The following is a 23,322-nucleotide window of genomic DNA, read 5'->3' on the forward strand; positions in this document are numbered from 1 at the left end:
AAAGGGGGCCTTTTAATTCAAAAAGGTCCTCTTCTCTGTCTTTCTACTGTATCCTAAAACCGATGCTATAAAGGCCCTCTCTCAAATTGTTCATAATTTTGACGGAGGAAAGGCCAATTCCCAGCTGGACTGCTGTCTGAGCTACATCAAGTTTAATACCTGATAAAATCGTCGAAACACCGAGCAGCTTCAGGCTGTTGATACTCCACTTCAAAAATCGTAATTTTTTGGAAGGAGAATCTGTTGTAGGCAAAGTTACGCCTCATGTTAAAGATTCAAACAAAACCTGCAGAAAGAAGAGAAGTTTGTTATGGTAAGGAGAGAAAAATAAATAAATATTTTGTTTACTTTTTTGAAGGGTTTTGTTTTATTATAGGAATAGACTGAATGTAAGAGGTATATCATATGCTAAATGTTTATTACACTGACAGTGCCAATCAAATGACAGAGATGGAAGATATTAAAAAAGGGTGCTGGATTAACTTGATTGCACCTACCAATGAAGAAATCAATTTGGTTGTAGAAAAAATTGGGATTGATCCGGATTTTTTACGAGATGCCTTGGATGAAGAAGAACGGTCCAGGGTTGAAAAAGAAGGAAACACCGTGAGCGTTATCGTAGACCTTCCAATTCTTGTTTCTGATGAAAATGGAATACAGTACGATACGTTTCCGCTTGCCATGATCTCAACTGATTCTCACTTTATTACCGTTTGTCTTAGGGAGAACCCTATTCTGGAGTTATTTGCAAAACATAAAGTCAAGAATTTTTATACCTACAAGAAAACACGCTTTGTCTTTCAGCTGCTTCAAATGATCGCAACTTACTATTTGCGGTACCTGCGCCAGATCAACCGGAAAACGGAGCAGATCGAAAATGAACTGAGAGAATCATTGAAGAATGAGGATTTATTTGAGCTGCTCAGACTTGAAAAGTCCCTTGTCTATTTTGCGACCTCACTTAAGTCGAATGATGCTGTACTGGAGAAGTTGTTGAAAGTCAGCTATCTGAAGATGTATGAAGAGGATAAGGATCTTCTTGAGGATGTTATTATTGAAAATAAACAGGCGATTGAGATGAGCCTGATTTATCGAAATATCTTGAAAAGTTTAATGGATGCTTTTTCTTCGGTTATTTCGAATAACCTGAACGTGGAGATGCGGTTCTTAACTTCCATTACGATCATACTCGCTCTTCCTACCATGGTGGCGAGTTTCTATGGCATGAATATTCCTTTGCCGTTTCAAAAGTATCCCCATGCATTTTTCGTAAGTCTATGCTTGGCATTCACACTTTCAGGCCTCGTCTCCTTTATTTTTTGGAAAAAACGTTTCTTTCGCAAATAAAAGATTATGGATAAAAAAGGTATCTCCTATTAAAGGAGGTCCTTTTTACGTTTTTGAAAGAAAACGCTTTCTTATTTAAGTCGTTTGGGTTTACAATCAGGTTATCTTATCTTTAAAATTGTGTTAACATTGTAAAGCGATAGAAAGAACTTTTAAACGTATGAGTATCCTATGACCGTTTATATAGAATATTAAGCATAGTGATCCAAAAAGGAGATGCCAGCAATGAGCCAGATGATGTTAGAGAATGAGTCGTTCTCGCCCTATCTTTCTTTTTCAAGAAACGAGTGGGCGAGCCTGTATTCGGCCGATATACAGCCGTTAACGGAGTGGGAGATATCGGAGCTTCAGGGAATCAACGAAAACGTTTCTCTAGATGAGGTGTCCTCCATCTATTTGCCGCTTTGCCGGCTGCTGAACCTGTATGTCACATCCTCACAGCAGCTGCATCAGCAGTCCAATGCTTTTTTGAGAAAACAAATAAAAAAGCCGCCATTCATTATAGGGATTGCGGGGAGCGTAGCCGTCGGAAAAAGCACGACATCAAGAATCATTCAGGCACTTCTTTCAAGGTGGCCGAATACACCGAAAGTTGAGCTCGTAACGACGGATGGCTTTTTATTTCCGAATGCTGTTCTGGAGCAAAGGGGACTTATGGGTCGGAAGGGATTTCCGGAGAGCTACGATCTAAAAGGTCTGATTCATTTTTTATCCGAACTAAAATCAGGCAAGCGAGACGTTGAGGCTCCAATTTATTCCCACTTGGAATATGATATTTTGCCTGACCGGGTACAGACGATATCAGAGCCTGATATTGTTATTGTGGAGGGAATAAACGTCCTGCAGGTTCCAAAACAAAAACGGAATAAGCAAACACCGCAGATTTTTGTCTCTGACTTTTTTGATTTTTCCCTTTATGTTGATGCGGACGAAGAAGAGATCAAGAAATGGTATGTTGAGCGATTTAAAATTCTAAGAAACACAGCATTCCAAAGCCCGGTCTCGTATTTCCATCGATATGCTGATTTAAAAGATGATGATGCCATCCAGTTCGCGTTGAATATTTGGAACACCATCAATGGATTAAACTTGCGTGAAAACATTCTTCCTACGAAGTACAGGGCTCATCTGATTTTAGAAAAAGGAAAAAATCATTCGGTTTCCGGCATTAAAATGCGGAAGATGTAATGGATGAACGGAAAAAGACCTAAATAAAGGGTCTTTTTTTGTTATCTTGAATTTCTCCGAATAAAAGAAAGCGGCAGTGAACAAAAAGCTTAAAAACCCTGATGAAATTTAACGCATGGTGAAAAACCATGCGTTTTTTTTATTAGGCAAAAGATCAAGATCATGGTTCCTCTAGTTTGAAAGCTTGAATAATAGGTAAAAGATAAGAGTACATACAGAAGGAGTGGAGTAGCCTTGAAATTAAAAACAGCCAACCTCAGATCTGTAAAAATGTCTTATATCGATGAGGGTAAAGGAGATCCAATGGTGTTGCTTCATGGTTTTTGCGGCAGCCATCAGTATTGGGAGGAAGTCATTCCTGAGCTGGCAAGGGATTATAGAGTGATCGCTCCCGATTTGCGAGGTCATGGGAAATCATCGATAAGTGAATCAGCGTGCGCAGTAGAAGATCTTTCCGAAGATATTAAAGATTTACTCCAGCATCTAGGACTAGAAAAGGTAACGATGTTTGGCCATTCTTTAGGAGGTTATATCACATTAGCTTTTGCAGACCATCAAAGTAACAGGCTGAACGGTTTTTCACTTATTCATTCAACTGCTTTTCCAGATGATGAAGCAGGCAGGAAGGGGAGAGACGAGAAGATTGCCCAGATTAAAGAAGATGGCATGGTTGGGGTCATCGATCAGCTCGTTCCGAAACTTTTCGCTGCTGGAACTCAACAGAAAAGCAGAATAAGCAGAGCGAAGGATATTGGCTATGATACTCCCGCCGAAGGAGCCATTTGTGCACTGGTTGCGATGAAGAACCGGCCCAACCGGAATGATGTCATTCAATCAGCAAAAATGCCGGTTCTCCTTGTGGCAGGCGACAGTGATCAAGTTATTCCTTCTGAAAAAACCTTTTCAGTTTCCGGTGAGATGATTACACAGATCCTTTTAAAGGAAACTGGCCATATGGGAATGTACGAATCTCCACATGAGCTTATTAAAGAAATAAAATCTTTTATGAAAAAAGTAAAATAAAAAAAAGACTCCTGAAATCAGGAGTCTTTTATAGTCACACTTACTTTTGAACGTTAGCAGCTTGAGGTCCGCGAGCACCTTCAGTGATTTCAAAAGTTACATCTTGACCTTCTTCAAGAGATTTGAAACCGTCGCCTTGAATAGCAGAGAAGTGTACGAATACATCGTCTTGGCCTTCAACTTCGATGAAGCCGAAACCTTTTTCTGCGTTAAACCATTTAACTTTACCTTGTAACATATGATGTTCCTCCTGTGTGGATAATCCCACGATTTATTACTATTCCTGCTCAAATATCATTCAAGACGCAAACCGCTGCGAAGAAGTCATGTACCGAACAAAAATAACTGTTATAACTGTAACATGGTTTAAACTTTTTATCAAGCAAGTTAAGGATTTATTCACTTTTTAATTTAAAATATAAGGAAATGGGGAATAGGAGTGCTAAGGAGGCTGAGATCATGAAGGCACAAGGATATTTGATATTCGGTTTACTTTTTGCCCTGTTGATCGCCGTTTTTGCCGTAGTAAATGGCAACGATGTAGAATTTAATTATATTTTTGGAACGGTGAAATGGCCGCTTGTCCTTATTATTTTAGGATCGGCTGCCGTTGGCGGATTGACCGTCGGCTTTTTTGGCATTTTAAAGGTGGTTCAGTTGAGAAATAAGGTGAGACGTCTTGAACATGATCTGAAAAAGCATGAAACCATGCAAAGAGAAGTAGTTTTGGATAAAGAGAGAGGCGTAGAAGAACGAAGCCAGACTCCAGGTTAATCCTGAGTCTGGCCGTTCTCTTTTTATGGAAGTTTATTTCCTCTGGAAGAAACATAAAGCTCATACCATTCTTCGCGTGTCATCATTTCGGACTGTCGGACAGCATCTACAGCATCTTTAATGCGCTGAACGTTGGTCGTACCAATAACTGGCTGAATTTTCGCCGGGTGCCTCATGAGCCAGCCAAGGACAATTGCTTCAAGCGTGGTTCCTTTTTCAGCGGCCATTTTTGCTACTAATTCTTTGGTCTTCGCTTCTGCTTCAGACAATTCCAAAGAGCTGTTCCCTGAAAAAATTCCTTGAGCTAGAGGTGACCAAGCTTGAATCTGAATATCTTCCCGCATGCAATGTTCAATCAAACCGTCAGCAAAATGGACAGACGTTCCAGCCTGTTGGTTAACATGTACGCCTTGATCGACAAAATCAAGCTTATTTAAACTCATCTCTAATTGGTTAACGATCAAGCGCTCGTCTGAATAGGCTTCAAGAAGCTGGATTTGCGCTTTGTTCATATTGGATACACCGAAATGGAGGACTTTCCCGGCTGATTTTAACTGCTGGAAGGCTTCTGCTACCTCTTCAGGCTCCATGAGAGGATCAGGGCGGTGAAGAAGGAGAATGTCCAAATGGTCAATCGTAAGCCTTTGCAAAATTTCATCCACTGAACCCAAAATGTGTTCTTTAGAAAAATCATAACGGCCAGGACCGATATCATCAGCAAAGCGGATTCCGCATTTACTTTGAATGACCATTTTGTCGCGTAAGTCTGGATTTCCCTTTAATACATGCCCAAATGCTTCTTCAGCTTTACCCATTGTATAGATGTTGGCATGATCAAACATCGTGATGCCAGAAGAAAGTGCGGCATCAATTGCTTTTTCGGTTTTTAAGATTTCTTCGTCGGAAATGGGGCTGCGGTCCCAATTGCCGCCAAAGCCCATACACCCTAATGCTAGACGGCTAGATGTGATTTCTCGTTTTTCTAAAGGCATCGTACGCATCGTATAACCTCTTTCTTTTTTAGAATAATATTAACTTAATCACCGTAATTGTAGGCAAGCCGGGGCAAAACTGCAACTTTTATGAACCGTCTGGAGAAGGACAAAAAAAAACTGCCGAAGATTACGGCAGTTTTTTTTAGTCAGGCCTCAATTATAAGAATGCCTCATATGATCAGCCACGATTTGTCTGTGAATGAGCAGTTCGACCAATGTAAAAGTGAGGGCGATTAAAAAAGTTCCCCAAAATGTTACATAAGCACCGGACATTAATGAACTAATCGCGTAAACCAAAATGTAAGAAACGATGAAGTCAGCTGCAAAAACAGACCAAAAGGATAGGCGGGGCAGAAATACATATTCCATTAAAACAGCAATCGGCGCAAGGATGATTGTAATGATGAAGAAGGGCAGCGGTCTGTTAAAGGTAACACTCTCAAACCAAAACGTGCACAGAAGAAGAATCAGCGGTATGCTGATGATCTTCAGCAATAAACTTTGCATAAAAAAACCTCCTTTTCATTCCATTATTTTCTGCGATAGGTAAGAAATTATGCCATAATTTTAGAGTGAGAAATTGTTGGAATGGGGGAAAAGGATGCAGCCGATCATACATGGGTTTCTGCTGGCGTTAGGATTGATACTTCCTTTAGGAGTTCAAAATGTGTTTGTTTTTAATCAAGGTGCCAACCAAAAGCAGTTTAAAAAAGCTTTGCCTGTTATCATAACGGCTTCTATCTGTGATACAGTCCTCATCCTGCTGGCTGTTTTTGGTGTTTCATTGCTGATCTTAAGTTTTTCTTGGCTTAAAATGATTCTATTTGTGGGAGGATTTTTTTTCTTGCTGTTCATGGGCTGGTCCGTTTGGAGAAGTAAGCCATCAAAAAGCAGTGAAGCAGCGGCCCTGCCCATGAAGAAACAAGTGACCTTTGCCGCGTCTGTATCTCTTTTAAATCCGCATGCTCTGTTGGATACAGCAGGCGTAATCGGGACAAGCTCAATCGTGTATAGCGGAGCAGAGAAATTGGGTTTTACAATAGCGTGTATATCCGTTTCCTGGCTGTGGTTTATCGGTTTGGCTTTTGCAGGAAAGTGGATTGGAGAACGGGATGGGAACGGGAAGCGGCTTTTGTTCATAAACCGCTTGTCCGCTATCTTAATTTGGGGAGTTGCGTTATATATTGCTAAGGAGATTATCAAGCTGTTATAGATTATTGTTCTGTTGGCTAATTTCACCTTCATCTAAATAAAGGTTGGCGCTTTCTAAATTTTTATGTTCGTTCACAGAATCTCCCGGGGCATAAGCGTCAGACCCCAGTGGATGTTTTGAATTCAATCCTGTGGCGATGCTAAACTCTTTTTCATCTGGTGCATTGGTTATTGCTTCATCTGTTTTTTGCTGTTTCTTTTTCATAAGGCCTCCTTAAAGTAATACATTTATAGGGTACGCGGATAGATTATTCATTATTCGAAACAAAAAATGCGCCCAATGGAATAACATAAAAGTGAGACAAACAGGGTATAACTTAATTATCCTATTGAAGGAGGAGGTATTTGCCATGGAGTACTCTTTGTACAAAAAAGATGGAGCCTTTCCTTGTGATGTAACAATCGATGTAGATAACAACATATATACCGTTCGAGACAGTGATACAACAGGACAGGTTTTTCAAAGTGCACCGGAAGTGGCCTCCTGGATCCAACAGAACTGGGCGCCCGATCAATTTGAAAAGCCTGATGATTATTATGATTTAATGAATACTTTGCAATCGTCGCTGCAAGAGGATGAAATGGAATATTAGAAAAAGCTAAAAGCTGGTTTTTAGGCGGAAGAAATCGGCCTGAAAACCAGCTTTTTCATTTATCGGAATTTAGACAGAATGGTGAAAAGGAGGTGCTAATGTGAATCAGGAATGTGCTGAAATGTTATCACATCGAACAATCCCATATCAGTAAGCTTTAGTTCAGGTATAACGGGAAGAGCCAGAAAGGATAACGTCAAAAAAGGGTTATAATCATGTGCAAATCCTATCTGCTTTAATGCTGTATTGATTTCGAGCAGCTTCTGATAGACATCCGTATGGCTCTTGTCTGACATGAGGCCGGCGATCGGAAGCGGGAGGGAAGCAAGTACTTCACCATTCTCGATGACAGCCAGGCCGCCCTTCATTTCAACCATAATCTCAATTGCTTTTAATAGGTCGCTGTCATTTGTCCCGGCAGCAACAATGTTGTGAGAATCATGGGCAACAGTGGATACGATGGCTCCTGATGTTATTCCAAGGCCTTTAAGAATTCCGCATCCAATGTTTCCAGTCAAGTGGTGGCGTTCAGCAACAACCAGTTTTAGCTGATCTCTGTTCACATCAATTACGAAGCTGCCGTCAGAAGTACTGACTTTTTCTTTCAGATGTTTCGTTACAATACTGTTTGGAATAATTTTAATGATGTTTGCAGTCTCATTATTTTTCATAGGAATGGCCAGTGAGTTGCTGGAGACCGGGTGAAGTTGAACGCTGTTAGTAATGGCAGGTGAGGCGGCTGCGGCCATTTTTTTATAGGGAAGCATTCTGCCCTCTTCAGCCACTTTCTTTCCGCTTTTATAAACCTCTTCAATTTTAAAGCTTGTAAGATCAGATAAAAGGATAAGGTCCGCATCATATCCGGGAGCGACGGCCCCTTTTTGTTTTAGGCCAAAGCATTCGGCTGCATTAAGACTGGCCATCTGAATGGCAAGTAAAGGGTCAAATCCTTTTTCAATTGTCAGTCTGATATTATGGTCAATGCTGCCGTTTTCGATTAGATCATCCAGATGCTTGTCATCCGTTACAAACAAACATCTGCGGGCGTTCCGCTCAGTCACTGCGTCAAGAAGAACGGTGAGATCCCTCGCAGCCGAGCCTTCCCTGAGCATGACATACATGCCTCTCATCAGCCTGTCTTTTGCTTCATGGGGTGTCACACATTCATGGTCGGTTCGAATTCCAGCTGCCATATATACATTGATTCCATCTGCAGGGACACCGGAAGCATGTCCGTCAATGTGCTTATGATGGAACGACGCATCTGACAATTTTTTTACCATGTCATTTTCACCTTGAAAAACAGCAGGATAGTTCATGACCTCACCTAAACCGATCACCCGTGGATGAGCGTAGAAGGGTGCAAGATCGGACGCGTTCAGTTCTGCTCCAGCATGTTCAAATGGTGTAGCCGGCACACAGGAAGGAAGTGCAATATATACATCGAGGGGGAGATGCTCTGATGCATTCATCATATAATCGATGCCTTCTTTTCCGCTCACATTGGCAATTTCATGAGGATCAGCAATGACAGTGGTGACGCCATGAGGAACGACGACGTTGGCGAATTCCTGAGGAGTAACCATGGATGATTCAATATGTACATGGCCGTCAATGAGTCCAGGGCATATGTATGCACCACTTGCATCCATTTCATTTTTTCCCTGATATTTCCCAATCCCAACGATCACTCCATCAGATATTGCGACATCTGCTTCAATCAAGGTAAGGCTGAACACATCAATAATTTTGCCGTTTTTGATGACCAGGTCGGCAGGGACTCGTTTAGAAGAGGCGGCCAGTCGTGCAGAAAGCGATTTTTGATTCAAATCCATTATTTGAGCCCCTTTCGATCTGCTTGTTTTTGAGAATAGGCCGGGAAATCTGTTTAATCCCGGCCCGTTTCTAAGCATTCTTCTTTAATGGCTTCCCCAAATAAAGTTGATAATAAACGCAATACTGATCAAGTACATCATCCAATGCAATTCCTTATGCTTGCCGGTCGTTAGTTTTAAGATGGTGTATGAGATGAAACCGAAAGCCAGCCCCTGGGCGATACTGAAGGTTAAAGGCATGAGAATTATGGTAAGAAAAGCAGGTATTACATCGGTATAATCATTAAAGCTGATTGCTTTGATTTCACTGAGCATCAGGGCACCGACCAGAATTAAGATGGGTGCTGTGGCTACTGATGGGACAAAAGCAATCAAAGGGGCAAAAAGGAGCGTCAAAAAGAACAGAATTCCGGCAGTTAAAGCTGTAAGCCCGGTACGCCCGCCTTCTGAAATACCCGTGGCGTTTTCAACATAGGCATTCATGACTGTACCGCCCATGGCTGCACTGGCCATCGTACCAATGGCATCTGCCTGAAGGGCACGGTCCAGATTTTCTATTTTTCCGTTTTCATCTGCCAGACCGGCTTTGCTGGAAAGGCCGATTAATGTTGCGAGGTTATCGAACAGTTCAACAATGGTAAAAGAAAATAAAATCGATAGGATGCCATAAGCGAATGCACCTTTCAGATCCATCGCCAGGAAGGTATCAGAAAGGCTTGGAAGGGAAAAGGAGGCTACATCTTTTGCGGCATGCGGATAGTCAATAAAGCCTGTAATCATGGCGACAACGGTCGTAAGCAAAATACTGATCAGCAAAGCACCCTTCTTTTTCTTCGCCATTAAAAAAGATGCCGCAAGAAGTCCGAACAGTGCGAGCAGCGGGCCTGTTTCAGTAATCTTGCCTAAGCTCACAAAGGTGTCTTTATTAGAAACTACGATACCAGAGTTTTTCAGTCCGATAAAGGCAATGAACAATCCGATTCCGACACTTATCGATGATTTTAATAGTGCAGGAACTCCGTCAACAATTTTCTGCCGGACACCGGTGATCGTTAACAGGAAAAACACCATTCCGGAAATGAACACGGCACCAAGGGCTGTCTGCCAGGTTAAACCGGCACCGAGCACGACCGTATACGTGAAAAATGCATTCAATCCCATGCCTGGTGCTACAGCTACCGGAAAGTTTGCCCAAAGAGCCATTAACAGCGTACAGAAAACACTGCCGTAAATGGTGGCTGCGAGAGCCGCTTCTTTCGGAATTCCGGCGTCGGCCAAAATGGAGGGATTGACAAAAATAATGTAGCTCATGGTAAGGAAGGTCGTAATTCCTGCGAGGATTTCAGTCTTTGTGTTCGTTTTTCTTTCAGTTAACTTAAAAAATCTGTCCAGAGAAGAGCTTTTGCCTGATGCGCTTTTTCCTGCCGCTGACATGGAAAACACCCCTTTTCTTCATTTGAGGATCCATAGACCAATCAATTAACCGGAAAAAAGGGAACGTTCATTTCTAAGATGAAAGTAGAAACGCTGCACATGGGGTGAGACAGGTTAATTTGTACATCCTATGAACAAAAAAACAGGAATATTCTCCTGTTCTTTTAAAGCAGCGGTTCAATGAATACATCCATGATTCCTCCGCAGATGCCTCCATCCTCGTAAAGAAGTCCGCTTGTTAAATCTACCTCATGGATGACAGGAAGGCCTGTGTTGATCACTTCCAGTGCTTTTTCGATCACTTCGCCTTCTCCGCAGCCTCCGCCGACTGTACCCGTAATGGCTCCTGTTTGATAGACAATCATTTTGGACCCGGCCTTTCTGGGGGTCGAGCCTCTTGTACGGACGATGGTTGCTAATGCCGCAGTATTGCCGGTGTTAAAGATGTTTTGTATGGTTTGAATAAATTCATTTTCTTTCATCTTTTTTGCCCTTTCTAAAACCTATTTTCGCCAGTTCACGGATTGTAGAGCTGAGTGGAGCACCGATTTTGCCTTTTTTTACTGCAAGGATCTCTGCAAAAATACTGACGGCGATCTCTTCCGGTGTCTCCGCTCCAATATCCAGCCCGACAGGTGTATATAGATTGGCAAAGGTTTCATTTGGAAAATCAGCACGAAGCTGTTCAAAAACTCCTGAGATTCTCCGTCTGCTTCCAATCATGCCAATATACGCTGGTTTTTCGTTTCTGGCTAGCAGCTGCTGCAGACTGAGTACATCGAATTGATGCCCTCTCGTCAGCAGGAGAATATAGGTGGAGTTATTGAGAGGAACAGACTTGAAATACGAATGAAAGGATTGGCAGCAAACGTTATCAGAAAATGGAAAACGTTCTTTGCGGGCAAATTCTTGCCGATCATCAATGACTGACGTATAGAAACCTAGCATCTTGCCCATTTGTGCAACGGGCTCTGCGACATGTCCAGCACCGCCTATGATTAAATGCGGTGGCGGCGCAAATGCTTCATGAAACACCTTGAGGGTTTCATCATTACTCACAAATGTTACGGATCGCGTACGTTGTTTGAGGAAAAAGGGGAAGCAGATCTCAGCGAGCTGAAAGGCGAGTTTCATGTCGAGACCTGCTTCAGTATAGATTTCATCCTGTGAAAAGAAAAGCATGCGCTTACCGATCATTTCGGCTCGGCCAGCGGCAGTAATTGTTAGAAGAGAGACACGTCTTTTCTGTGTGATGGCTGTTGAGAGTTTCTCGTACAGTTCCAATTTATTCATTTCTTGTTTCCCGCGGAGTTGTGGTTTGTTTCTCTTTAAGTGCTGTAAAAATTCGTTCGGGAGTAGCGGGGAGATGCTGAATCCGGATTCCGGCAGCATCATGGATTGCGTTTGTAATGGCCGCAATAATCGGAATCATCACCACTTCACCGATTCCTTTCGCTCCAAAAGGTCCGGTTTCTTCTGCACTATCGACTGGAATTGTTTCAATGAACGGTGTTTCCCGGATCGTAGGAAGGATGTAATTCGTGAAATTCGTGGTCTTGTGATACCCCGCTTCCATGAGAACGTCTTCATACAAGGTATAGCCGATTCCCATAACGGCTCCGCCTTCTGCCTGTCCCTCAAGCCCTTGAGGATTCAGAACCTTGCCGGCATCGGGAATAGAAACAACCCGGAGCACTTCTGTTTCTCCCGTCAAGGTATCTACTTCCACAAGAACGACGTGCGTTAAATAGCCATACAGATGGTGAGGTGCTCCGCCCGAGCCTTTGATCTCTTCCTTTTCTTTTGGAAGCATATAATGACCTTCCACTTTTACAGACCGGTGTTTTTCATAGAGATAATGGTATATGTCCCCGTAGGAAACAATGTGCTCATTGTCCTCTTCCAAAACATACATTTCGTTTTCGCCGATCAGCACATTTTCAGGCAAGACATTTTTAAGCTCTGCTGCGGCTTCTGTTAAAAGACGGATCATATTGGGAACGGCTGCGGCAATCGCTTTACCGCCAGTGTAGGTAGAACGGGATGCGGTCACCGTTCCGCTGTCGATGGTTTCTGCGGTGTCTCCCTGGACGACTGAGATGTTTTTAATATCACAATTTAAAAGCTCTGCTGCAACCTGGGCATAGACGGTGCTGTTTCCTCCTCCAATATCCTCGCATCCGACCCCGACTTTAAAGGTTCCATCAGGCATTAGCTCGATGGTAGCCGCTCCATAATCTGGGAGACCGATTCCCATGCCGACTGCATGAAAGGAGGTGGCTATTCCGATTCCGCGTTTTTTCCAAGGTTCGGTGATGTTCTGTTTATGGACATTACGATTCTTCCAGAGCTCGCAATTTTCCGCAGTCTCCAGTGTTTGGAGTGTACCGACGCTTGTTTTCAGTACATGCCCTATACTCGATGTATCGCCTTTTTGATAGACGTTCTTTTTTCGAAGTTCAATGGGATCAAGATCGAGCTTTTCAGCAAGCATGTCCATGTGTGTTTCGATGGCTGCACATACTTGATTGACCCCAAAGCCTCTGAACGCCCCTGAAATGCCATTATTGGTATAAACACAAAATCCTTCGAGATCAACATTGGGAACCTTATAAGGGCCGCAGCAATGTTCAATGGCCAGCGCGATGACCGCACCGCCCAATGAAGCATATGCCCCCGTGTCGGCTACCGCACGAACCTGGTTGGCAATAACCGTTCCGTCACTTTTGGCGGCGGTCTTCATCTGAACTTTAAAGGGATGGCGTTTAATGCCTGCAATGACGGATTCTTCCCGGTTTAAATGTATTTTTACCGGGCGTCCTCCCGTATGAAGCGCAAGGAGGGCCAAATAGATCTGAACCGTAATCTCGTCTTTTCCTCCAAACGCGCCGCCGATCGGATTAGAGACCACACGGATTCTGGCCGGGTTCAGTGCCAGTGCGCGGGCAATCTGAAGACGATCCCTATAGGCGTATTGCCCCGGACAGCGGATCGTGAGCATCCCGTCCGGCTCCACCACACCCCAGCCGCCTTCTGTTTCAATAAAGGCATGCATCTGGCGCGGGGAATAGAAGGTGTTTTCAAGAATAATATCTGCTTCTGCAAAGGCCTTTTCTGTGTCTCCGTTTTTTATCGTTACGTGGCTATGGATATTCCCGCTTTCGTGGAGCAGGGGCGCGCTGTCTGTCATCGCAAACTCAGCATCGGTAACAGGGGAGAGGGGTTCGTAATCAACATGGATCCGCGAAACGGCGTGTTCAGCAATCTCCAGAGTTTCCGCCGCGACGAGCGCGATGGCATCCCCTGTACACCGGACCACGTCGCTTGCGAGGACGGGCTGGTCAGGAACGACGATGCCAAAACCGTTAAATCCGGGAATATCTTTATGCGTTAAGACCGCAATAACGCCTGGCAATTCTTTGGCTTTTGAAATATCGATCTGTTTGATGCGTGCGTAAGGAAAAGATGAGCGGAGTACTTTTCCCCAGACCATATTCTCAAAATGATAATCCGTCATATACTTCAGTTCGCCTGTCACCTTTTCAGGGCCGTCTATCCTGGGAATCCGCTTTCCCACGTACTTATAATGACTGTTTTCCATCTTCTGCCCACCTTTTCATTAAACGATATAGTCCGCGTTCGAGAAGTGCGCTAGCCATATCTCTGCGATAAGAAGCGGAGGCGCGGATGTCAGAGATCGGCATGACTTCCTTCCAAGCCACTTTGCCAATGTTGGCGATCATTTCATTCGTCAGTGCACCGAGTGTCAGCATCGCCTCGCACTTTCTCGCCCGTATGGCTGTTGGGCCAACTGAACCGAAAGCTATACGGCCGCCAGTACACTGGTTTGTTCCTTCCTTCATGGAAAGCGTAACCGCAACATTGACAATCGAGATCGATTGAGCTTTCCGCGGACCGAGCTTTTGAAAGATACCGATGTCATTTTTATCTCGGACATTGAACGCAATTTTAGTGATGATTTCATTAGGATTAGCTGCGGTTTTTCCTGGACCGATAAAGAAGTCCTCCACATCCATCTCTCGTTTTCCGGATAATGAAGTAAGCTCAATAACCGCTCCAAGTGCATATAAAGCAGGAATCGTATCACCCGCAGGGGAGGCTGTCGCAATATTTCCCCCGATGGTCCCCATGTTCTGCATCTGTGCTGCCCCGATTTCCTGACATGCCTGTACAAGAACATCGGCATGTGCCTGCAGGAGAGGGGAAGCGATGATTTCAGAATGAGTCGTCAGAGGTCCGATCTGAATCTCATCCTTCTGTATCGTAATAAAACGGAGTTCTTCAACATGTTTAAGGCTTACCCAGCAATCCGGACGCCACTTTCCTTCCTTCATGCGGACGACAGCGTCTGTTCCCCCGGCTAAAAGGCGAAGGTTTGCTTTTTCGTTCTCCAGGATATAAAGACATTCCTTTAAAGAGCGTGGTGACAGCATATCAATCTCTGAAACAAACATTACGAATCCTCCCAACAGGCTGCTTGGTAGTCGGCTTGCTCATTTAAGTTTAAAAGAATACTTGGTTTATTGATTTCCACCGTGGCAATTTCGTTCTGACGGTTTCTGAGGAAATGGCGGAGTCCCTGTGTTTGTTCGCTGATGCAGCAAAGCTCTGGATAAAAATGCTCTGGTATAAGCAGGGGATGTCCGCGTTTTCCTTTAAAGGCAGGGATAATGATTGCGGCAGGCTGTTCACCGTGAAACTTGTACAGTTGCCTGATGACGTTCAGCAAGAGCGGCTGATCCACCGCAGCAATGACTACGCCTGTAGAAGAGGGGCTTATAGCTGCCATTCCTGCTTTGATGGACGAGCATTTCCCGGATTCGTAGGCTTTGTTTATGACTGTTTTTACGTTGTAAGAGCTGAGTTCCTTTGACAGCTCTGAAGCCTTATACCCCAGTACGACTGAAATGTCATCTATTCCGGCGTTTAACAATGTTTCGGTTTGGTAGCGAACGAGTGAGGTCTCTCTCCATGGAAGCAGAGCTTTTAATGTACCCATTCTGGATGAGCGGCCGGCGGCGAGCAGGATGGCCGAGACGGAAGGCATCCTAGAGTTCACGTGCTGAAAACTGCCGGGAGGCCGCTGTCTGGACTGCTTTAAGTATTTTTGTATAGCCTGTACACCTGCAAAGGTTACCGCCAAGTGCCCGTTTAATTTCATCGAGCCCAGGAACATGGCCGATAGAAGTTAAATAAGCTCGTGAAGCCACAATCAGTCCCGGTGTACAATACCCGCACTGGGTCGCCCCTTCATCAACAAACGCTTGCTGAACGAAATCCATGTTTTCTTTCGTTCCGATCCCTTCTACCGTGACCACCCGTTCTCCTTGAACTTGCCCTGCAAGCACTAAACATGAACAGACGGGTACATCATTCAGCAGAACCGTACAGGAACCGCATTCTCCTTTTCCACAGCATTCTTTGCTGCCTGTTAACCCCGCATCTTCCCGCAGCACATCGAGCAAAATCTTTGTCGGACTGCATGTTACCGAAACGTCCTTTCCATTTACGCAAAAATCAATGGTCTTCAAAGTTCATCCTCCCCATATAATTTATGGACAAATTGGCTTGTATAAATCTAGCGGTTGTATGTCTTAAAGAGTCAGTTTGTACAAATATAGTAGAGTTTCAAAAAAACATTCCTATTTTCATAGCTGCGGATGATTATGGGAGTTTGCAGGCTGCAGATGCATGGCGTTTTGATGAGTTTACTGTCCACTTTTTCAGGTTTACGATCCACTTCAAGGGATTTACTGTCCACTTTTTGAGATTTACGATCCACTTCAAGGAATTTACTGTCCACTTCGAGAGATTTACATGCCGCTTCAAATATATTCCTGCTCTTAAAGGAGGTGATGAAAGCAACCACGCAAGCTGCACAAAAAACATCAAGGAGGCAAGCAAAATGGCAGCACTTAAAAATTGGAAGGTTGGAGTACTCGGGTTACAGCATGTTCTGGCCATGTACGCAGGAGCGGTTATCGTACCGCTGATTGTAGGGCCGGCGATCGGTATGAACGCCCAGCAGCTGGCATATCTCATCTCCATTGATCTGTTTACTTGCGGAATTGCTACTCTTCTGCAGGTCATTGGAGGAAAGCACTTCGGCATCAAGCTTCCGGTCATTCTCGGCTGTACGTTCACGGCGGTAGCCCCAATGATTGCGATTGGAAAGCTGGAGGGAATCACCGCCATTTACGGTGCAATTATCGCTTCGGGGCTTGTCGTCATGGTGCTCTCTCAGTTTGTGGGAAAGATCCTGAAATTTTTTCCGCCGATCGTTACCGGCTCGGTCGTACTGATCATCGGGGTATCGCTCATACCGGTGGCGATGAATAATGCAGCCGGCGGGCTCGGTTCGAAAGGATTCGGCAGCCTTGAAAATTTATCGCTCGCCAGTTTTACGTTTGTGCTCATCATTCTGATCAACCGGTTCTCCAAAGGATATGTACGGGCCATTTCTGTTCTTTTATCGCTGATCGCCGGAACAGTACTTGCTTCTTTTATGGGGCTCGTAGATGTTACACCTGTTAAGGATGCTTCTTGGTTCCATCTTGTACAGCCGTTTTATTTTGGCGTTCCGGAATTTCATTTTTCTGCCATCCTCACGATGAGCATCGTTGCGATTGTAAGCATGATTGAGTCTACTGGTGTCTTCCTTGCTTTGAGTGACATTTGCGATAGAGAACTTAAGCCGGAAGATATTAAAAAAGGCCTTCGTGCTGAAGGACTTGCGGTTATGATCGGAGGCGTTTTTAATTCCTTTCCGTATACGTCCTTCTCTCAAAATGTAGGTCTCGTGGCTTTAACCAAAGTAAAAACGAGAAATGTGGTCATGGCTGCAGGAGGGTTGCTGCTCATTCTCGGTCTTCTTCCAAAGATAGCGGCGCTGACGACAATCATTCCAACGGCTGTTCTGGGAGGTGCGATGGTCCCGATGTTTGGGATGGTCATTGCATCTGGCGTAAAGATGCTCTCTCAGGCTGATTTTTCAAACAATGAAAATTTGCTGATCGTCGCCTGTTCCGTTGGGATCGGGCTTGGTACAGCGGTCGTTCCAATGGTGTTCAGCCAGCTGCCGGACAGTGTCAGGCTGCTCGTTGAAAACGGAATCGTAATCGGAAGTTTGACAGCAATTTTGCTCAATCTAGTATTTAATTTTAAGTCTATGAATATAAATGAGCAGGAAAGGATGGAGCAGCTGAAATCGGATGCTTCTGCAGAGGCTTTATAGCGGTATGCTCACGATCAGGGGCATGTCAAAAATGCCCCTTTTTCACTGTTTCTGTTCTGAAAACATAAAAGGGAGAGACGGAAATGGACTTAATTTTAAAAAATGCAATGATTCCACAGGGAGACCGTACAGTCATCACCAACATCCTCGTGCATGAAGGAAAGATAACAGGCTTTTGCAGCGATATTCATTTTTTAAAAGCGGACAAGGTGATCGACATGGAAGGAAAGCTTGTCGTCCCGGGGTGTATTGATCCGCATACACATTTTATGGATCCAGGCTTTACACACCGCGAAACATTCGCTACTGGATCAAGATCGGCAGCAGCAGGCGGGCTGACAACGATCATTGACATGCCTTGCTGTTCCAAGCCTTCTGTCCGGGATGGTGAAAGTTTTCAGAAGAAAATTGCCCCGATACGGGGACAGGCTTATATCGATTATTGCTTCTGGGGCGGCATGACCGGAGAAGACGCAAGGAACGGATGGATTGATAATATTTATCCGCAGATGGACGAAGGGGTGGTGGCTTTCAAGGTTTACATGACGCCATCAGTACCAACGTTCCCGAAAGTATCGGATGGCGAGATGCTGGAGATCTTCCAAAAGGTCGCAAAAACCGGCATGCCGATTGGTGTTCATGCTGAAAACTATGATATTTGCACGTTTTATACCGAGAAGTTGAAGAAGGAGGGACGGGAAGATGGTCCGGCTTGGGCTGAGGCACGGATGGCGCTCGCTGAAAAAGTGGCGATCGAGCTGATCATCAGCTATGCAGAAGCAACAGATGCACGGGTGCACGTCGTTCATATGAGTACGAAAGAAGGCGTAAAACTTGTCCGGGAAGCCAAAAAACGGGGAGTTAAAGTAACCGCTGAAACGTGTCCGCATTACTTGATGCTTAATGCCCAGGATTCCATGAGTGAGAGAGGGGCATTCGCTAAGATCGCTCCGCCGCTTCGAGGCAAAGAAGACAACCAGGCACACTGGCAGGCACTTGCAGATGGAACGATTGATTTTGTAGGGACCGATCACGCGCCATATGAGATTGCGACGGAAAAAACAGCCGCAGACTCAACGATCTGGAACAGTTTCCCGGGCATTCCGGGAGTGGAAACGATGGTGCCTATTCTCGTCAGTGAAGGTTTGAACAAAGGACGCTTATCATTGTCCCGCTTTGTGGAAGTAACGAGTAAGAATGCAGCGATCCATTATGGCATCTATCCGAAAAAAGGTGCAATGGAAATCGGCAGTGATGCGGATTTTACGGTTATTGATCTTGATTGCGAGTGGGAGATCGATGAGAAGCAGACAGAATCTATGGCAAAATATAACCCGCTGCATGGCATCAAGCTTAAAGGCCGGCCGGTGCAGACGATTGTCAGAGGTAATATGGTCTATAACTATGAAGCCGGCGGGATTGTAGGTGAAGCCGGATATGGTGAGTACGTCAAACGGCAAAGCATCCAGCGCCTTGACCGGACTTTGAAGTATGAAAACTATGAAGGAGCGATTAAAACAGCAGCACCTAAATCCGGCCGTCAGCAGCTTGAAAAAAGCAAGTAAGAGAGGAGACCGTACATGGAACTGAGAGGAAAGAAGCACGTAGTAGTTGTGATTGATATGCTGAATGACTTTATCGGAGAAAAAGCGGCGCTCCGCTGCGAAAACGGCGAAAAGATCGTTCCGGCCATCAAAGAGCTCGTCGATTTTTGCCATGAGGAAAGTATTCAGGTCGTTTTTGTACAGGAAGCTCACCGGAAAAACGACCGGGACTTCAGGGTCCGTCCGGTCCATGCCATCAAAGGGACATGGGGTTCTCAGTTTATTCCAGAACTGCAGCCGGATGAGAGCAAAGGAGATTATATCGTCCAAAAAAGGCGGCACAGTGCATTCAGCTATACCGATTTTGATCTGTTCTGCCGGGAAGAAGAGATCGATACGGTCGTCCTGACGGGTGTTTGGACCAATGTATGTGTAAGAAGCACTGGTTCTGATGCGCTGTATCATGGCTACAATGTGATCTGCCTGTCTGACTCCACGGCCTCTAAGGATGATTCCATGCACGAATCCGGGCTTCGGGACATCGATCTTTTTGGCGACATCATGTCAACAAAGGAATATATGGAAGCGGCCAGGAAAAAGTTTTCAAAAAATAGCCAGGTTGTTTAACCTGCCATGGCCCGAAACAAACGAATCGTTGTAGGAATTACCGGAGCGAGCGGATCATTATATGGCTACTCGCTCGTCCGGGCCCTGCACCAGCTCGGGGTAGAGACCCATTTGATCGTGACGGAAATGGGAGAGAAAGTCTTGCAGTTTGAGTGCGGTGTCGGAATGGAGACGTTGAAACAATATGCAGAGGTGCACAGCAACAAGAACCTGTTTGCCTCTGTGGCGAGCGGCTCATTTTTAACAGACGGGATGGTTGTTGTGCCATGTTCCATGAACACGTTAGGCGCGATGGCCAATGGTGTAGGAGATAACTTATTGAGCCGGTCGGCCAGTGTCATGCTGAAAGAGAAAAGGCAGCTGATCGTCGTTCCAAGGGAAGCACCGTTTCACCTGATACATCTTCAGAACATGACGAGGCTTGCTGAAGCGGGTGCCTGCATCATGCCGGCCTCGCCTGGGTTTTACCATAAGCCGAAAGAGATATGGGAACTGATTAATTTTATGTCCGGTCGGATTCTGGACATGTTGGGCATTGATCATGAGCTTCTACAACGATGGGGGGAGAAAGCATGAACCCTTCTTCAATGCGTGCCCTGCTTGACCACTGGGAAGCGGATAATAAACTTCTCAGGGTAAAAAGAGAAGTAAACCCCCTGTATGAGCTCGGAGCCGTTCTCAATGCCAGGCAAGGGAGGCAGCCGTTCTACTTTGAAAAAGTGAAAGGCTACTCTTCACCCATGGTCGGAGGCTTAGGCGGGGATCGTGCCCTCCTGGCGGACAGCATCGGCATTGCACCAGATCAGTTTGTTTCAAAAATTATCGATTCTATTGTTTCCCCGATCCCAACACGATTGATCGAAACAGGACCGGTTCATGACAACGTGGTTCTAGGGCGGTTTGATCTGGATGCGCTCTTTCCTATTCCAACCTATCACGGAGATGATTCCGGCGCTTATTATGTTTCAGGAATTCTTGTCGTGAAAGATATAAGCGGAAAAAAGAGATATACATCAATCAGAAGGATGCAATTCTTAGGTGAAAACAAGACGAGCGTGCTGATTACCTCTCCTGAACTTCTCCAGCAATTTCATGAGTATGAAGAGCGCGGTGAACCGATGGAAGTCGCTGTGATGTTTGGAGTAGTGCCTGCTGTGGTGCTCAGTTCCCAGATCAGCACACATTTGTATCATGCAGATAAACTCGATGTTGCGGGTGCTTTGATCGGCAAACCGCTTGATGTGGTGCAGTGCAAAACCGTGGATCTGGAAGTTTTGGCAGAAGCGGAAATCGTTCTGGAAGGCAAAATGATCCCGTATGAACGTGAGATGGAAGGCCCGTTCGGGGAACTCGCTGGTTTTTATGGTACGAGAGCTCCTCAGCCAGTTATTGAATTTTCAGCGGTAACCTACAGAAACAATGCCATCTGCCAGACGATCTTTCCTTCGAGCTATGAGGAGAGGCTTCCGATGGCGCTTGTCCGGGAAGCCACACTTCTGAGTACGGTCAGACAGACGGTGCCCAACGTGAAACAAGTCCATATTACAATGGGCGGAGTGGCAAGATTTCATGCGGTCATTCAGATTGAAAAGAGGTCGGAAGGTGACGGTAAGCAAGCGGCGATTGCTGCCTTTGCGAGTGATAAGGACTTAAAGCACGTCATTGTGGTAGATGAAGATGTGGATATCTTTGACCCGGAGGATGTGGAATGGGCGATGGCTGTAAGAGTACAAGCCGATCAGGATATTTTTATCGTACCCGGTGCAAAAGGCTCTCCACTGGAGGCGTCTCATAATGTCAGGGGGGTCACAGCGAAAATGGGGATTGACGCTACCGTACCGCTGGCTCATAAGGAATCGTTCAAACGTACGTCCATTCCGTTCGGACCCATTGATCTGGAAGATTATTTGTAAAGCAAGGGGGGACATTGATTGAATGCAATTGGCATGATTGAAACGAGAGGCCTGACAGCAGCGATCGAGGCACTGGACGCCATGGCCAAAGCCGCAAATATAAAGATGACAGGATTTAAAAAAGTCGGCTCAGGCCTTGTAACCGTCATTATTGAAGGAGATGTAGCCGCTGTGTCGTCTGCCATCGAAGTAGGCAGGCAGGCGCACACCCAGACAGGAGGAGAACTGATTTCTTCTAATGTCATTCCCCGGCCTCACCCCGAATTGTCCAAAATTCTATAAAAGGAGGTGAGTCCATGTGTCGGAATTCATGCGAGCCATCGTACAGGAAGTGTTAAAAAGCAATGATCACCCCGCAAGAGCGAAACAGGAACTGTCAGAGAAGAGGGGAGAAACACCTCAAACAAAGACAGCGCAAGAGCTTTACCGGCCGAACTACCAGAAGCTGAATAAGGAGAAGCGTCTTGGAAGTGCTGCTGGTTCTCCACCTGTAAAGGCCGAAAAAAAAGAAAAACACTCATCGTTCAGCAAGGATCCGGGGAGTGAGCTCGTATCCAAACTTCAAGTTCTTTCTCTTTCTCAAGGCATTCCATCCCGCCAACATACAGAAACAAACCATAGGCCAGAGAGGAATAACGACGATGAACCCTCCGTAAAGTCATTTGGCAAAACAAAAAGCGGATTTTCTGTATGGCTATACTCAAATCTTCAGCCTGAAACGATGGAATGGTTTCATCGGCCGATCCCCGCAAAAGCGGTCGCTGTTTTTTCTTCTCAGGTTTCATCTCCAGGCCATCTGGTGATCGTTCAAGAGTGGCTGGCACAGAACGGAGATATTAAATATTTCATCCAATGGGATAAAAACGGCCAGAAGCCTTTTCTTCTAGAACTCTATCATAATGATAGCAGCGAGTTGGAAGCAGCCATACGAACTCTGTTTCAGACGCTGAACCACCAATCGGAAAAAAAGATCAAACGCTTTTATATCGAACAGCCGGGGGCTTGGCTCCTTAAGCAGCTTGAGGTCTCATGCACAAGAGAATCACTCGTGATCATAGAAGGAATGTCGCGTTACGAGACGATCGCTCTACTTCTTCCGGTTTCTGCAAATCTATCAAAATGGAATATACGCTTTAAAATTGAAGAAGGCTACTTTTTACTGTACGGACCCCATCAGCATCTTTCCAGCTGCTTGCCGAGCGTCTATAAGATGCTGGATGGCAATTAAAATTGATAGATAAGGATGGTGGAAGCATTGTATGCATTAGGCATGATTGAGACGGTAGGATATTGTGCCGCTGTTTCAGCAGCAGACGCGGCTGTTAAAGCGGCTGACGTAAAGATAGCCGCCATCGAGAAGGTGATCGGGGTTCACGGCGCTCTTGGTGTTACCTTGCATTTGAGCGGAGATGTCGCTGCTGTCGCTTCTGCAGTAGAAGCAGGAAAAAAAGAGGCAGAGAGGGTGGGTACTGTCATTTCAGCACACGTCATTCCAAGAACCCATACGAATGTGGCGGAAAAGCTTCTGTCAAAGTTTGCCTTGAATTCAGGCGATGCGGCGAAGGAATAGAACAAGCAGAAA

The 23,322-nt window shown here is 45.2% G+C and carries 27 protein-coding genes; 14 read left to right on the forward strand and 13 right to left on the reverse strand.

Going from position 1 to position 23,322, the window contains the following annotated elements; translation table 11 throughout:
• Nucleotides 1-43: 43 nt before the first annotated feature.
• Nucleotides 44-253, reverse strand: a complete 210-nt coding sequence (locus P4361_RS06805; RefSeq protein ID WP_328088711.1) for a hypothetical protein — start codon at nucleotides 251-253, stop codon at nucleotides 44-46.
• 152 nt (nucleotides 254-405) lie between these two features.
• On the opposite strand from P4361_RS06805, the gene P4361_RS06810 reads away from it, so the two are divergent.
• The 3 genes from P4361_RS06810 (at nucleotide 406) to P4361_RS06820 (ending at nucleotide 3,558) form a co-directional block, all read left to right on the forward strand.
• Nucleotides 406-1,347: a magnesium transporter CorA family protein gene (locus P4361_RS06810; protein ID WP_053354965.1), complete on the forward strand. Its 942-nt coding sequence runs from the start codon at nucleotides 406-408 to the stop codon at nucleotides 1,345-1,347.
• Nucleotides 1,348-1,572: 225 nt separating this feature from the next.
• Complete coding sequence (gene coaA / locus P4361_RS06815) at nucleotides 1,573-2,535, forward strand: type I pantothenate kinase (protein ID WP_091006140.1); 963 nt, start codon at nucleotides 1,573-1,575, stop codon at nucleotides 2,533-2,535.
• A gap of 234 nt (nucleotides 2,536-2,769) precedes the next feature.
• Complete coding sequence (locus P4361_RS06820; protein ID WP_328088712.1) at nucleotides 2,770-3,558, forward strand: alpha/beta hydrolase; 789 nt, start codon at nucleotides 2,770-2,772, stop codon at nucleotides 3,556-3,558.
• A gap of 40 nt (nucleotides 3,559-3,598) precedes the next feature.
• On the opposite strand, the gene cspD is transcribed toward P4361_RS06820, so the two are convergent.
• Nucleotides 3,599-3,796: a cold-shock protein CspD gene (gene cspD / locus P4361_RS06825; protein ID WP_053354963.1), complete on the reverse strand. Its 198-nt coding sequence runs from the start codon at nucleotides 3,794-3,796 to the stop codon at nucleotides 3,599-3,601.
• A 221-nt stretch (nucleotides 3,797-4,017) separates the two neighbouring features.
• Here cspD and P4361_RS06830 point away from each other — a divergent pair, with 221 nt between their 5' ends.
• Nucleotides 4,018-4,332, forward strand: a complete 315-nt coding sequence (locus tag P4361_RS06830) for a LapA family protein (protein ID WP_062231064.1) — start codon at nucleotides 4,018-4,020, stop codon at nucleotides 4,330-4,332.
• A 23-nt stretch (nucleotides 4,333-4,355) separates the two neighbouring features.
• Here P4361_RS06830 and P4361_RS06835 read toward each other — a convergent pair whose 3' ends face one another.
• Nucleotides 4,356-5,333 (reverse strand): aldo/keto reductase, encoded by a 978-nt coding sequence (locus P4361_RS06835; protein WP_265407946.1) that lies wholly within the window; start codon nucleotides 5,331-5,333, stop codon nucleotides 4,356-4,358.
• Nucleotides 5,334-5,480: 147 nt separating this feature from the next.
• On the reverse strand, nucleotides 5,481-5,834 hold the full coding sequence (locus P4361_RS06840; protein WP_053354960.1) for a DUF2512 family protein: 354 nt from the start codon (nucleotides 5,832-5,834) through the stop codon (nucleotides 5,481-5,483).
• A 94-nt stretch (nucleotides 5,835-5,928) separates the two neighbouring features.
• Here P4361_RS06840 and P4361_RS06845 point away from each other — a divergent pair, with 94 nt between their 5' ends.
• On the forward strand, nucleotides 5,929-6,540 hold the full coding sequence (locus tag P4361_RS06845; protein WP_328088717.1) for a LysE/ArgO family amino acid transporter: 612 nt from the start codon (nucleotides 5,929-5,931) through the stop codon (nucleotides 6,538-6,540).
• Here the strand turns inward: P4361_RS06845 and P4361_RS06850 are convergent.
• Nucleotides 6,535-6,744: a hypothetical protein gene (locus tag P4361_RS06850; RefSeq protein WP_328088719.1), complete on the reverse strand. Its 210-nt coding sequence runs from the start codon at nucleotides 6,742-6,744 to the stop codon at nucleotides 6,535-6,537. The two genes, P4361_RS06845 and P4361_RS06850, sit on opposite strands and share 6 nt — an antisense overlap.
• 145 nt (nucleotides 6,745-6,889) lie before the next feature.
• Here P4361_RS06850 and P4361_RS06855 point away from each other — a divergent pair, with 145 nt between their 5' ends.
• Nucleotides 6,890-7,132, forward strand: a complete 243-nt coding sequence (locus tag P4361_RS06855) for a hypothetical protein (RefSeq protein ID WP_053354957.1) — start codon at nucleotides 6,890-6,892, stop codon at nucleotides 7,130-7,132.
• A gap of 95 nt (nucleotides 7,133-7,227) precedes the next feature.
• Here P4361_RS06855 and ade read toward each other — a convergent pair whose 3' ends face one another.
• From ade to P4361_RS06895, 8 genes are all read right to left on the reverse strand, one after another.
• Nucleotides 7,228-8,967 carry an adenine deaminase gene (gene ade, locus P4361_RS06860; RefSeq protein WP_328088720.1) on the reverse strand — a complete coding sequence of 580 codons (1,740 nt, stop codon included), beginning with the start codon at nucleotides 8,965-8,967 and terminating at the stop codon, nucleotides 7,228-7,230.
• Nucleotides 8,968-9,051: 84 nt separating this feature from the next.
• Nucleotides 9,052-10,401, reverse strand: coding sequence for an NCS2 family permease (locus P4361_RS06865; RefSeq protein ID WP_053354955.1), 1,350 nt, complete (start codon nucleotides 10,399-10,401; stop codon nucleotides 9,052-9,054).
• A 164-nt stretch (nucleotides 10,402-10,565) separates the two neighbouring features.
• Nucleotides 10,566-10,883: an XdhC family protein gene (locus P4361_RS06870; protein WP_328088723.1), complete on the reverse strand. Its 318-nt coding sequence runs from the start codon at nucleotides 10,881-10,883 to the stop codon at nucleotides 10,566-10,568.
• Nucleotides 10,870-11,694, reverse strand: coding sequence for an XdhC family protein (locus P4361_RS06875; protein WP_328088724.1), 825 nt, complete (start codon nucleotides 11,692-11,694; stop codon nucleotides 10,870-10,872). Before P4361_RS06875 ends, P4361_RS06870 begins: the two co-directional genes overlap by 14 nt.
• Complete coding sequence (locus P4361_RS06880) at nucleotides 11,687-14,002, reverse strand: xanthine dehydrogenase family protein molybdopterin-binding subunit (protein WP_328088725.1); 2,316 nt, start codon at nucleotides 14,000-14,002, stop codon at nucleotides 11,687-11,689. Before P4361_RS06880 ends, P4361_RS06875 begins: the two co-directional genes overlap by 8 nt.
• On the reverse strand, nucleotides 13,983-14,876 hold the full coding sequence (locus P4361_RS06885; RefSeq protein ID WP_328088727.1) for a xanthine dehydrogenase family protein subunit M: 894 nt from the start codon (nucleotides 14,874-14,876) through the stop codon (nucleotides 13,983-13,985). Before P4361_RS06885 ends, P4361_RS06880 begins: the two co-directional genes overlap by 20 nt.
• Nucleotides 14,876-15,481 (reverse strand): nucleotidyltransferase family protein, encoded by a 606-nt coding sequence (locus tag P4361_RS06890; protein WP_328088729.1) that lies wholly within the window; start codon nucleotides 15,479-15,481, stop codon nucleotides 14,876-14,878. Before P4361_RS06890 ends, P4361_RS06885 begins: the two co-directional genes overlap by 1 nt.
• Nucleotides 15,471-15,953, reverse strand: a complete 483-nt coding sequence (locus tag P4361_RS06895) for a (2Fe-2S)-binding protein (RefSeq protein ID WP_053354949.1) — start codon at nucleotides 15,951-15,953, stop codon at nucleotides 15,471-15,473. The genes P4361_RS06890 and P4361_RS06895 overlap by 11 nt, the downstream gene beginning before the upstream one ends.
• A gap of 374 nt (nucleotides 15,954-16,327) precedes the next feature.
• On the opposite strand from P4361_RS06895, the gene P4361_RS06900 reads away from it, so the two are divergent.
• The 8 genes from P4361_RS06900 to P4361_RS06935 all read left to right on the forward strand — a co-directional run bounded on the left by P4361_RS06900 (nucleotide 16,328) and on the right by P4361_RS06935 (nucleotide 23,310).
• Entirely contained in the window at nucleotides 16,328-17,656 is a 1,329-nt protein-coding gene (locus tag P4361_RS06900; RefSeq protein ID WP_328088732.1) for a nucleobase:cation symporter-2 family protein, read from the forward strand.
• An 83-nt stretch (nucleotides 17,657-17,739) separates the two neighbouring features.
• Nucleotides 17,740-19,221 carry a dihydroorotase gene (locus tag P4361_RS06905; RefSeq protein WP_328088734.1) on the forward strand — a complete coding sequence of 494 codons (1,482 nt, stop codon included), beginning with the start codon at nucleotides 17,740-17,742 and terminating at the stop codon, nucleotides 19,219-19,221.
• A 15-nt stretch (nucleotides 19,222-19,236) separates the two neighbouring features.
• Entirely contained in the window at nucleotides 19,237-19,827 is a 591-nt protein-coding gene (locus P4361_RS06910) for a cysteine hydrolase family protein (protein WP_053354947.1), read from the forward strand.
• Nucleotides 19,828-19,833: 6 nt separating this feature from the next.
• A complete protein-coding gene (locus tag P4361_RS06915; protein WP_328088736.1) occupies nucleotides 19,834-20,403 on the forward strand; it encodes a UbiX family flavin prenyltransferase in 570 nt (189 codons plus the stop codon).
• Nucleotides 20,400-21,740 carry a UbiD family decarboxylase gene (locus tag P4361_RS06920; protein WP_328088737.1) on the forward strand — a complete coding sequence of 447 codons (1,341 nt, stop codon included), beginning with the start codon at nucleotides 20,400-20,402 and terminating at the stop codon, nucleotides 21,738-21,740. Before P4361_RS06915 ends, P4361_RS06920 begins: the two co-directional genes overlap by 4 nt.
• An 18-nt stretch (nucleotides 21,741-21,758) precedes the next feature.
• Nucleotides 21,759-22,022, forward strand: a complete 264-nt coding sequence (locus tag P4361_RS06925; protein WP_269431867.1) for a BMC domain-containing protein — start codon at nucleotides 21,759-21,761, stop codon at nucleotides 22,020-22,022.
• A 16-nt stretch (nucleotides 22,023-22,038) separates the two neighbouring features.
• Nucleotides 22,039-22,968, forward strand: a complete 930-nt coding sequence (locus P4361_RS06930; protein WP_328088739.1) for a hypothetical protein — start codon at nucleotides 22,039-22,041, stop codon at nucleotides 22,966-22,968.
• A 42-nt stretch (nucleotides 22,969-23,010) separates the two neighbouring features.
• On the forward strand, nucleotides 23,011-23,310 hold the full coding sequence (locus tag P4361_RS06935) for a BMC domain-containing protein (protein ID WP_425589895.1): 300 nt from the start codon (nucleotides 23,011-23,013) through the stop codon (nucleotides 23,308-23,310).
• The last annotated feature ends 12 nt before the right edge of the window (nucleotides 23,311-23,322 follow it).

Origin of the sequence: Fictibacillus sp. B-59209 (assembly GCF_036216745.1) — a bacterium.
Lineage (GTDB): Bacteria > Bacillota > Bacilli > Bacillales > Fictibacillaceae > Fictibacillus_C > Fictibacillus_C marinisediminis.

What these genes read in the sequence shown, in the direction of transcription:
- P4361_RS06810 (WP_053354965.1), top strand. Translation starts at nt 406, where the DNA reads ATGCTAAATGTTTATTACACTGACAGTGCCAATCAAATGACAGAGATG.
- coaA (WP_091006140.1), top strand. Translation starts at nt 1,573, where the DNA reads ATGAGCCAGATGATGTTAGAGAATGAGTCGTTCTCGCCCTATCTTTCT.
- cspD (WP_053354963.1), bottom strand. Translation starts at nt 3,796, where the DNA reads ATGTTACAAGGTAAAGTTAAATGGTTTAACGCAGAAAAAGGTTTCGGC.
- P4361_RS06830 (WP_062231064.1), top strand. Translation starts at nt 4,018, where the DNA reads ATGAAGGCACAAGGATATTTGATATTCGGTTTACTTTTTGCCCTGTTG.
- P4361_RS06835 (WP_265407946.1), bottom strand. Translation starts at nt 5,333, where the DNA reads ATGCGTACGATGCCTTTAGAAAAACGAGAAATCACATCTAGCCGTCTA.
- P4361_RS06840 (WP_053354960.1), bottom strand. Translation starts at nt 5,834, where the DNA reads ATGCAAAGTTTATTGCTGAAGATCATCAGCATACCGCTGATTCTTCTT.
- P4361_RS06845 (WP_328088717.1), top strand. Translation starts at nt 5,929, where the DNA reads ATGCAGCCGATCATACATGGGTTTCTGCTGGCGTTAGGATTGATACTT.
- P4361_RS06850 (WP_328088719.1), bottom strand. Translation starts at nt 6,744, where the DNA reads ATGAAAAAGAAACAGCAAAAAACAGATGAAGCAATAACCAATGCACCA.
- P4361_RS06855 (WP_053354957.1), top strand. Translation starts at nt 6,890, where the DNA reads ATGGAGTACTCTTTGTACAAAAAAGATGGAGCCTTTCCTTGTGATGTA.
- ade (WP_328088720.1), bottom strand. Translation starts at nt 8,967, where the DNA reads ATGGATTTGAATCAAAAATCGCTTTCTGCACGACTGGCCGCCTCTTCT.
- P4361_RS06865 (WP_053354955.1), bottom strand. Translation starts at nt 10,401, where the DNA reads ATGTCAGCGGCAGGAAAAAGCGCATCAGGCAAAAGCTCTTCTCTGGAC.
- P4361_RS06870 (WP_328088723.1), bottom strand. Translation starts at nt 10,883, where the DNA reads ATGAAAGAAAATGAATTTATTCAAACCATACAAAACATCTTTAACACC.
- P4361_RS06875 (WP_328088724.1), bottom strand. Translation starts at nt 11,694, where the DNA reads ATGAATAAATTGGAACTGTACGAGAAACTCTCAACAGCCATCACACAG.
- P4361_RS06880 (WP_328088725.1), bottom strand. Translation starts at nt 14,002, where the DNA reads ATGGAAAACAGTCATTATAAGTACGTGGGAAAGCGGATTCCCAGGATA.
- P4361_RS06885 (WP_328088727.1), bottom strand. Translation starts at nt 14,876, where the DNA reads ATGTTTGTTTCAGAGATTGATATGCTGTCACCACGCTCTTTAAAGGAA.
- P4361_RS06900 (WP_328088732.1), top strand. Translation starts at nt 16,328, where the DNA reads ATGGCAGCACTTAAAAATTGGAAGGTTGGAGTACTCGGGTTACAGCAT.
- P4361_RS06905 (WP_328088734.1), top strand. Translation starts at nt 17,740, where the DNA reads ATGGACTTAATTTTAAAAAATGCAATGATTCCACAGGGAGACCGTACA.
- P4361_RS06910 (WP_053354947.1), top strand. Translation starts at nt 19,237, where the DNA reads ATGGAACTGAGAGGAAAGAAGCACGTAGTAGTTGTGATTGATATGCTG.
- P4361_RS06915 (WP_328088736.1), top strand. Translation starts at nt 19,834, where the DNA reads ATGGCCCGAAACAAACGAATCGTTGTAGGAATTACCGGAGCGAGCGGA.
- P4361_RS06920 (WP_328088737.1), top strand. Translation starts at nt 20,400, where the DNA reads ATGAACCCTTCTTCAATGCGTGCCCTGCTTGACCACTGGGAAGCGGAT.
- P4361_RS06935 (WP_425589895.1), top strand. Translation starts at nt 23,011, where the DNA reads ATGATTGAGACGGTAGGATATTGTGCCGCTGTTTCAGCAGCAGACGCG.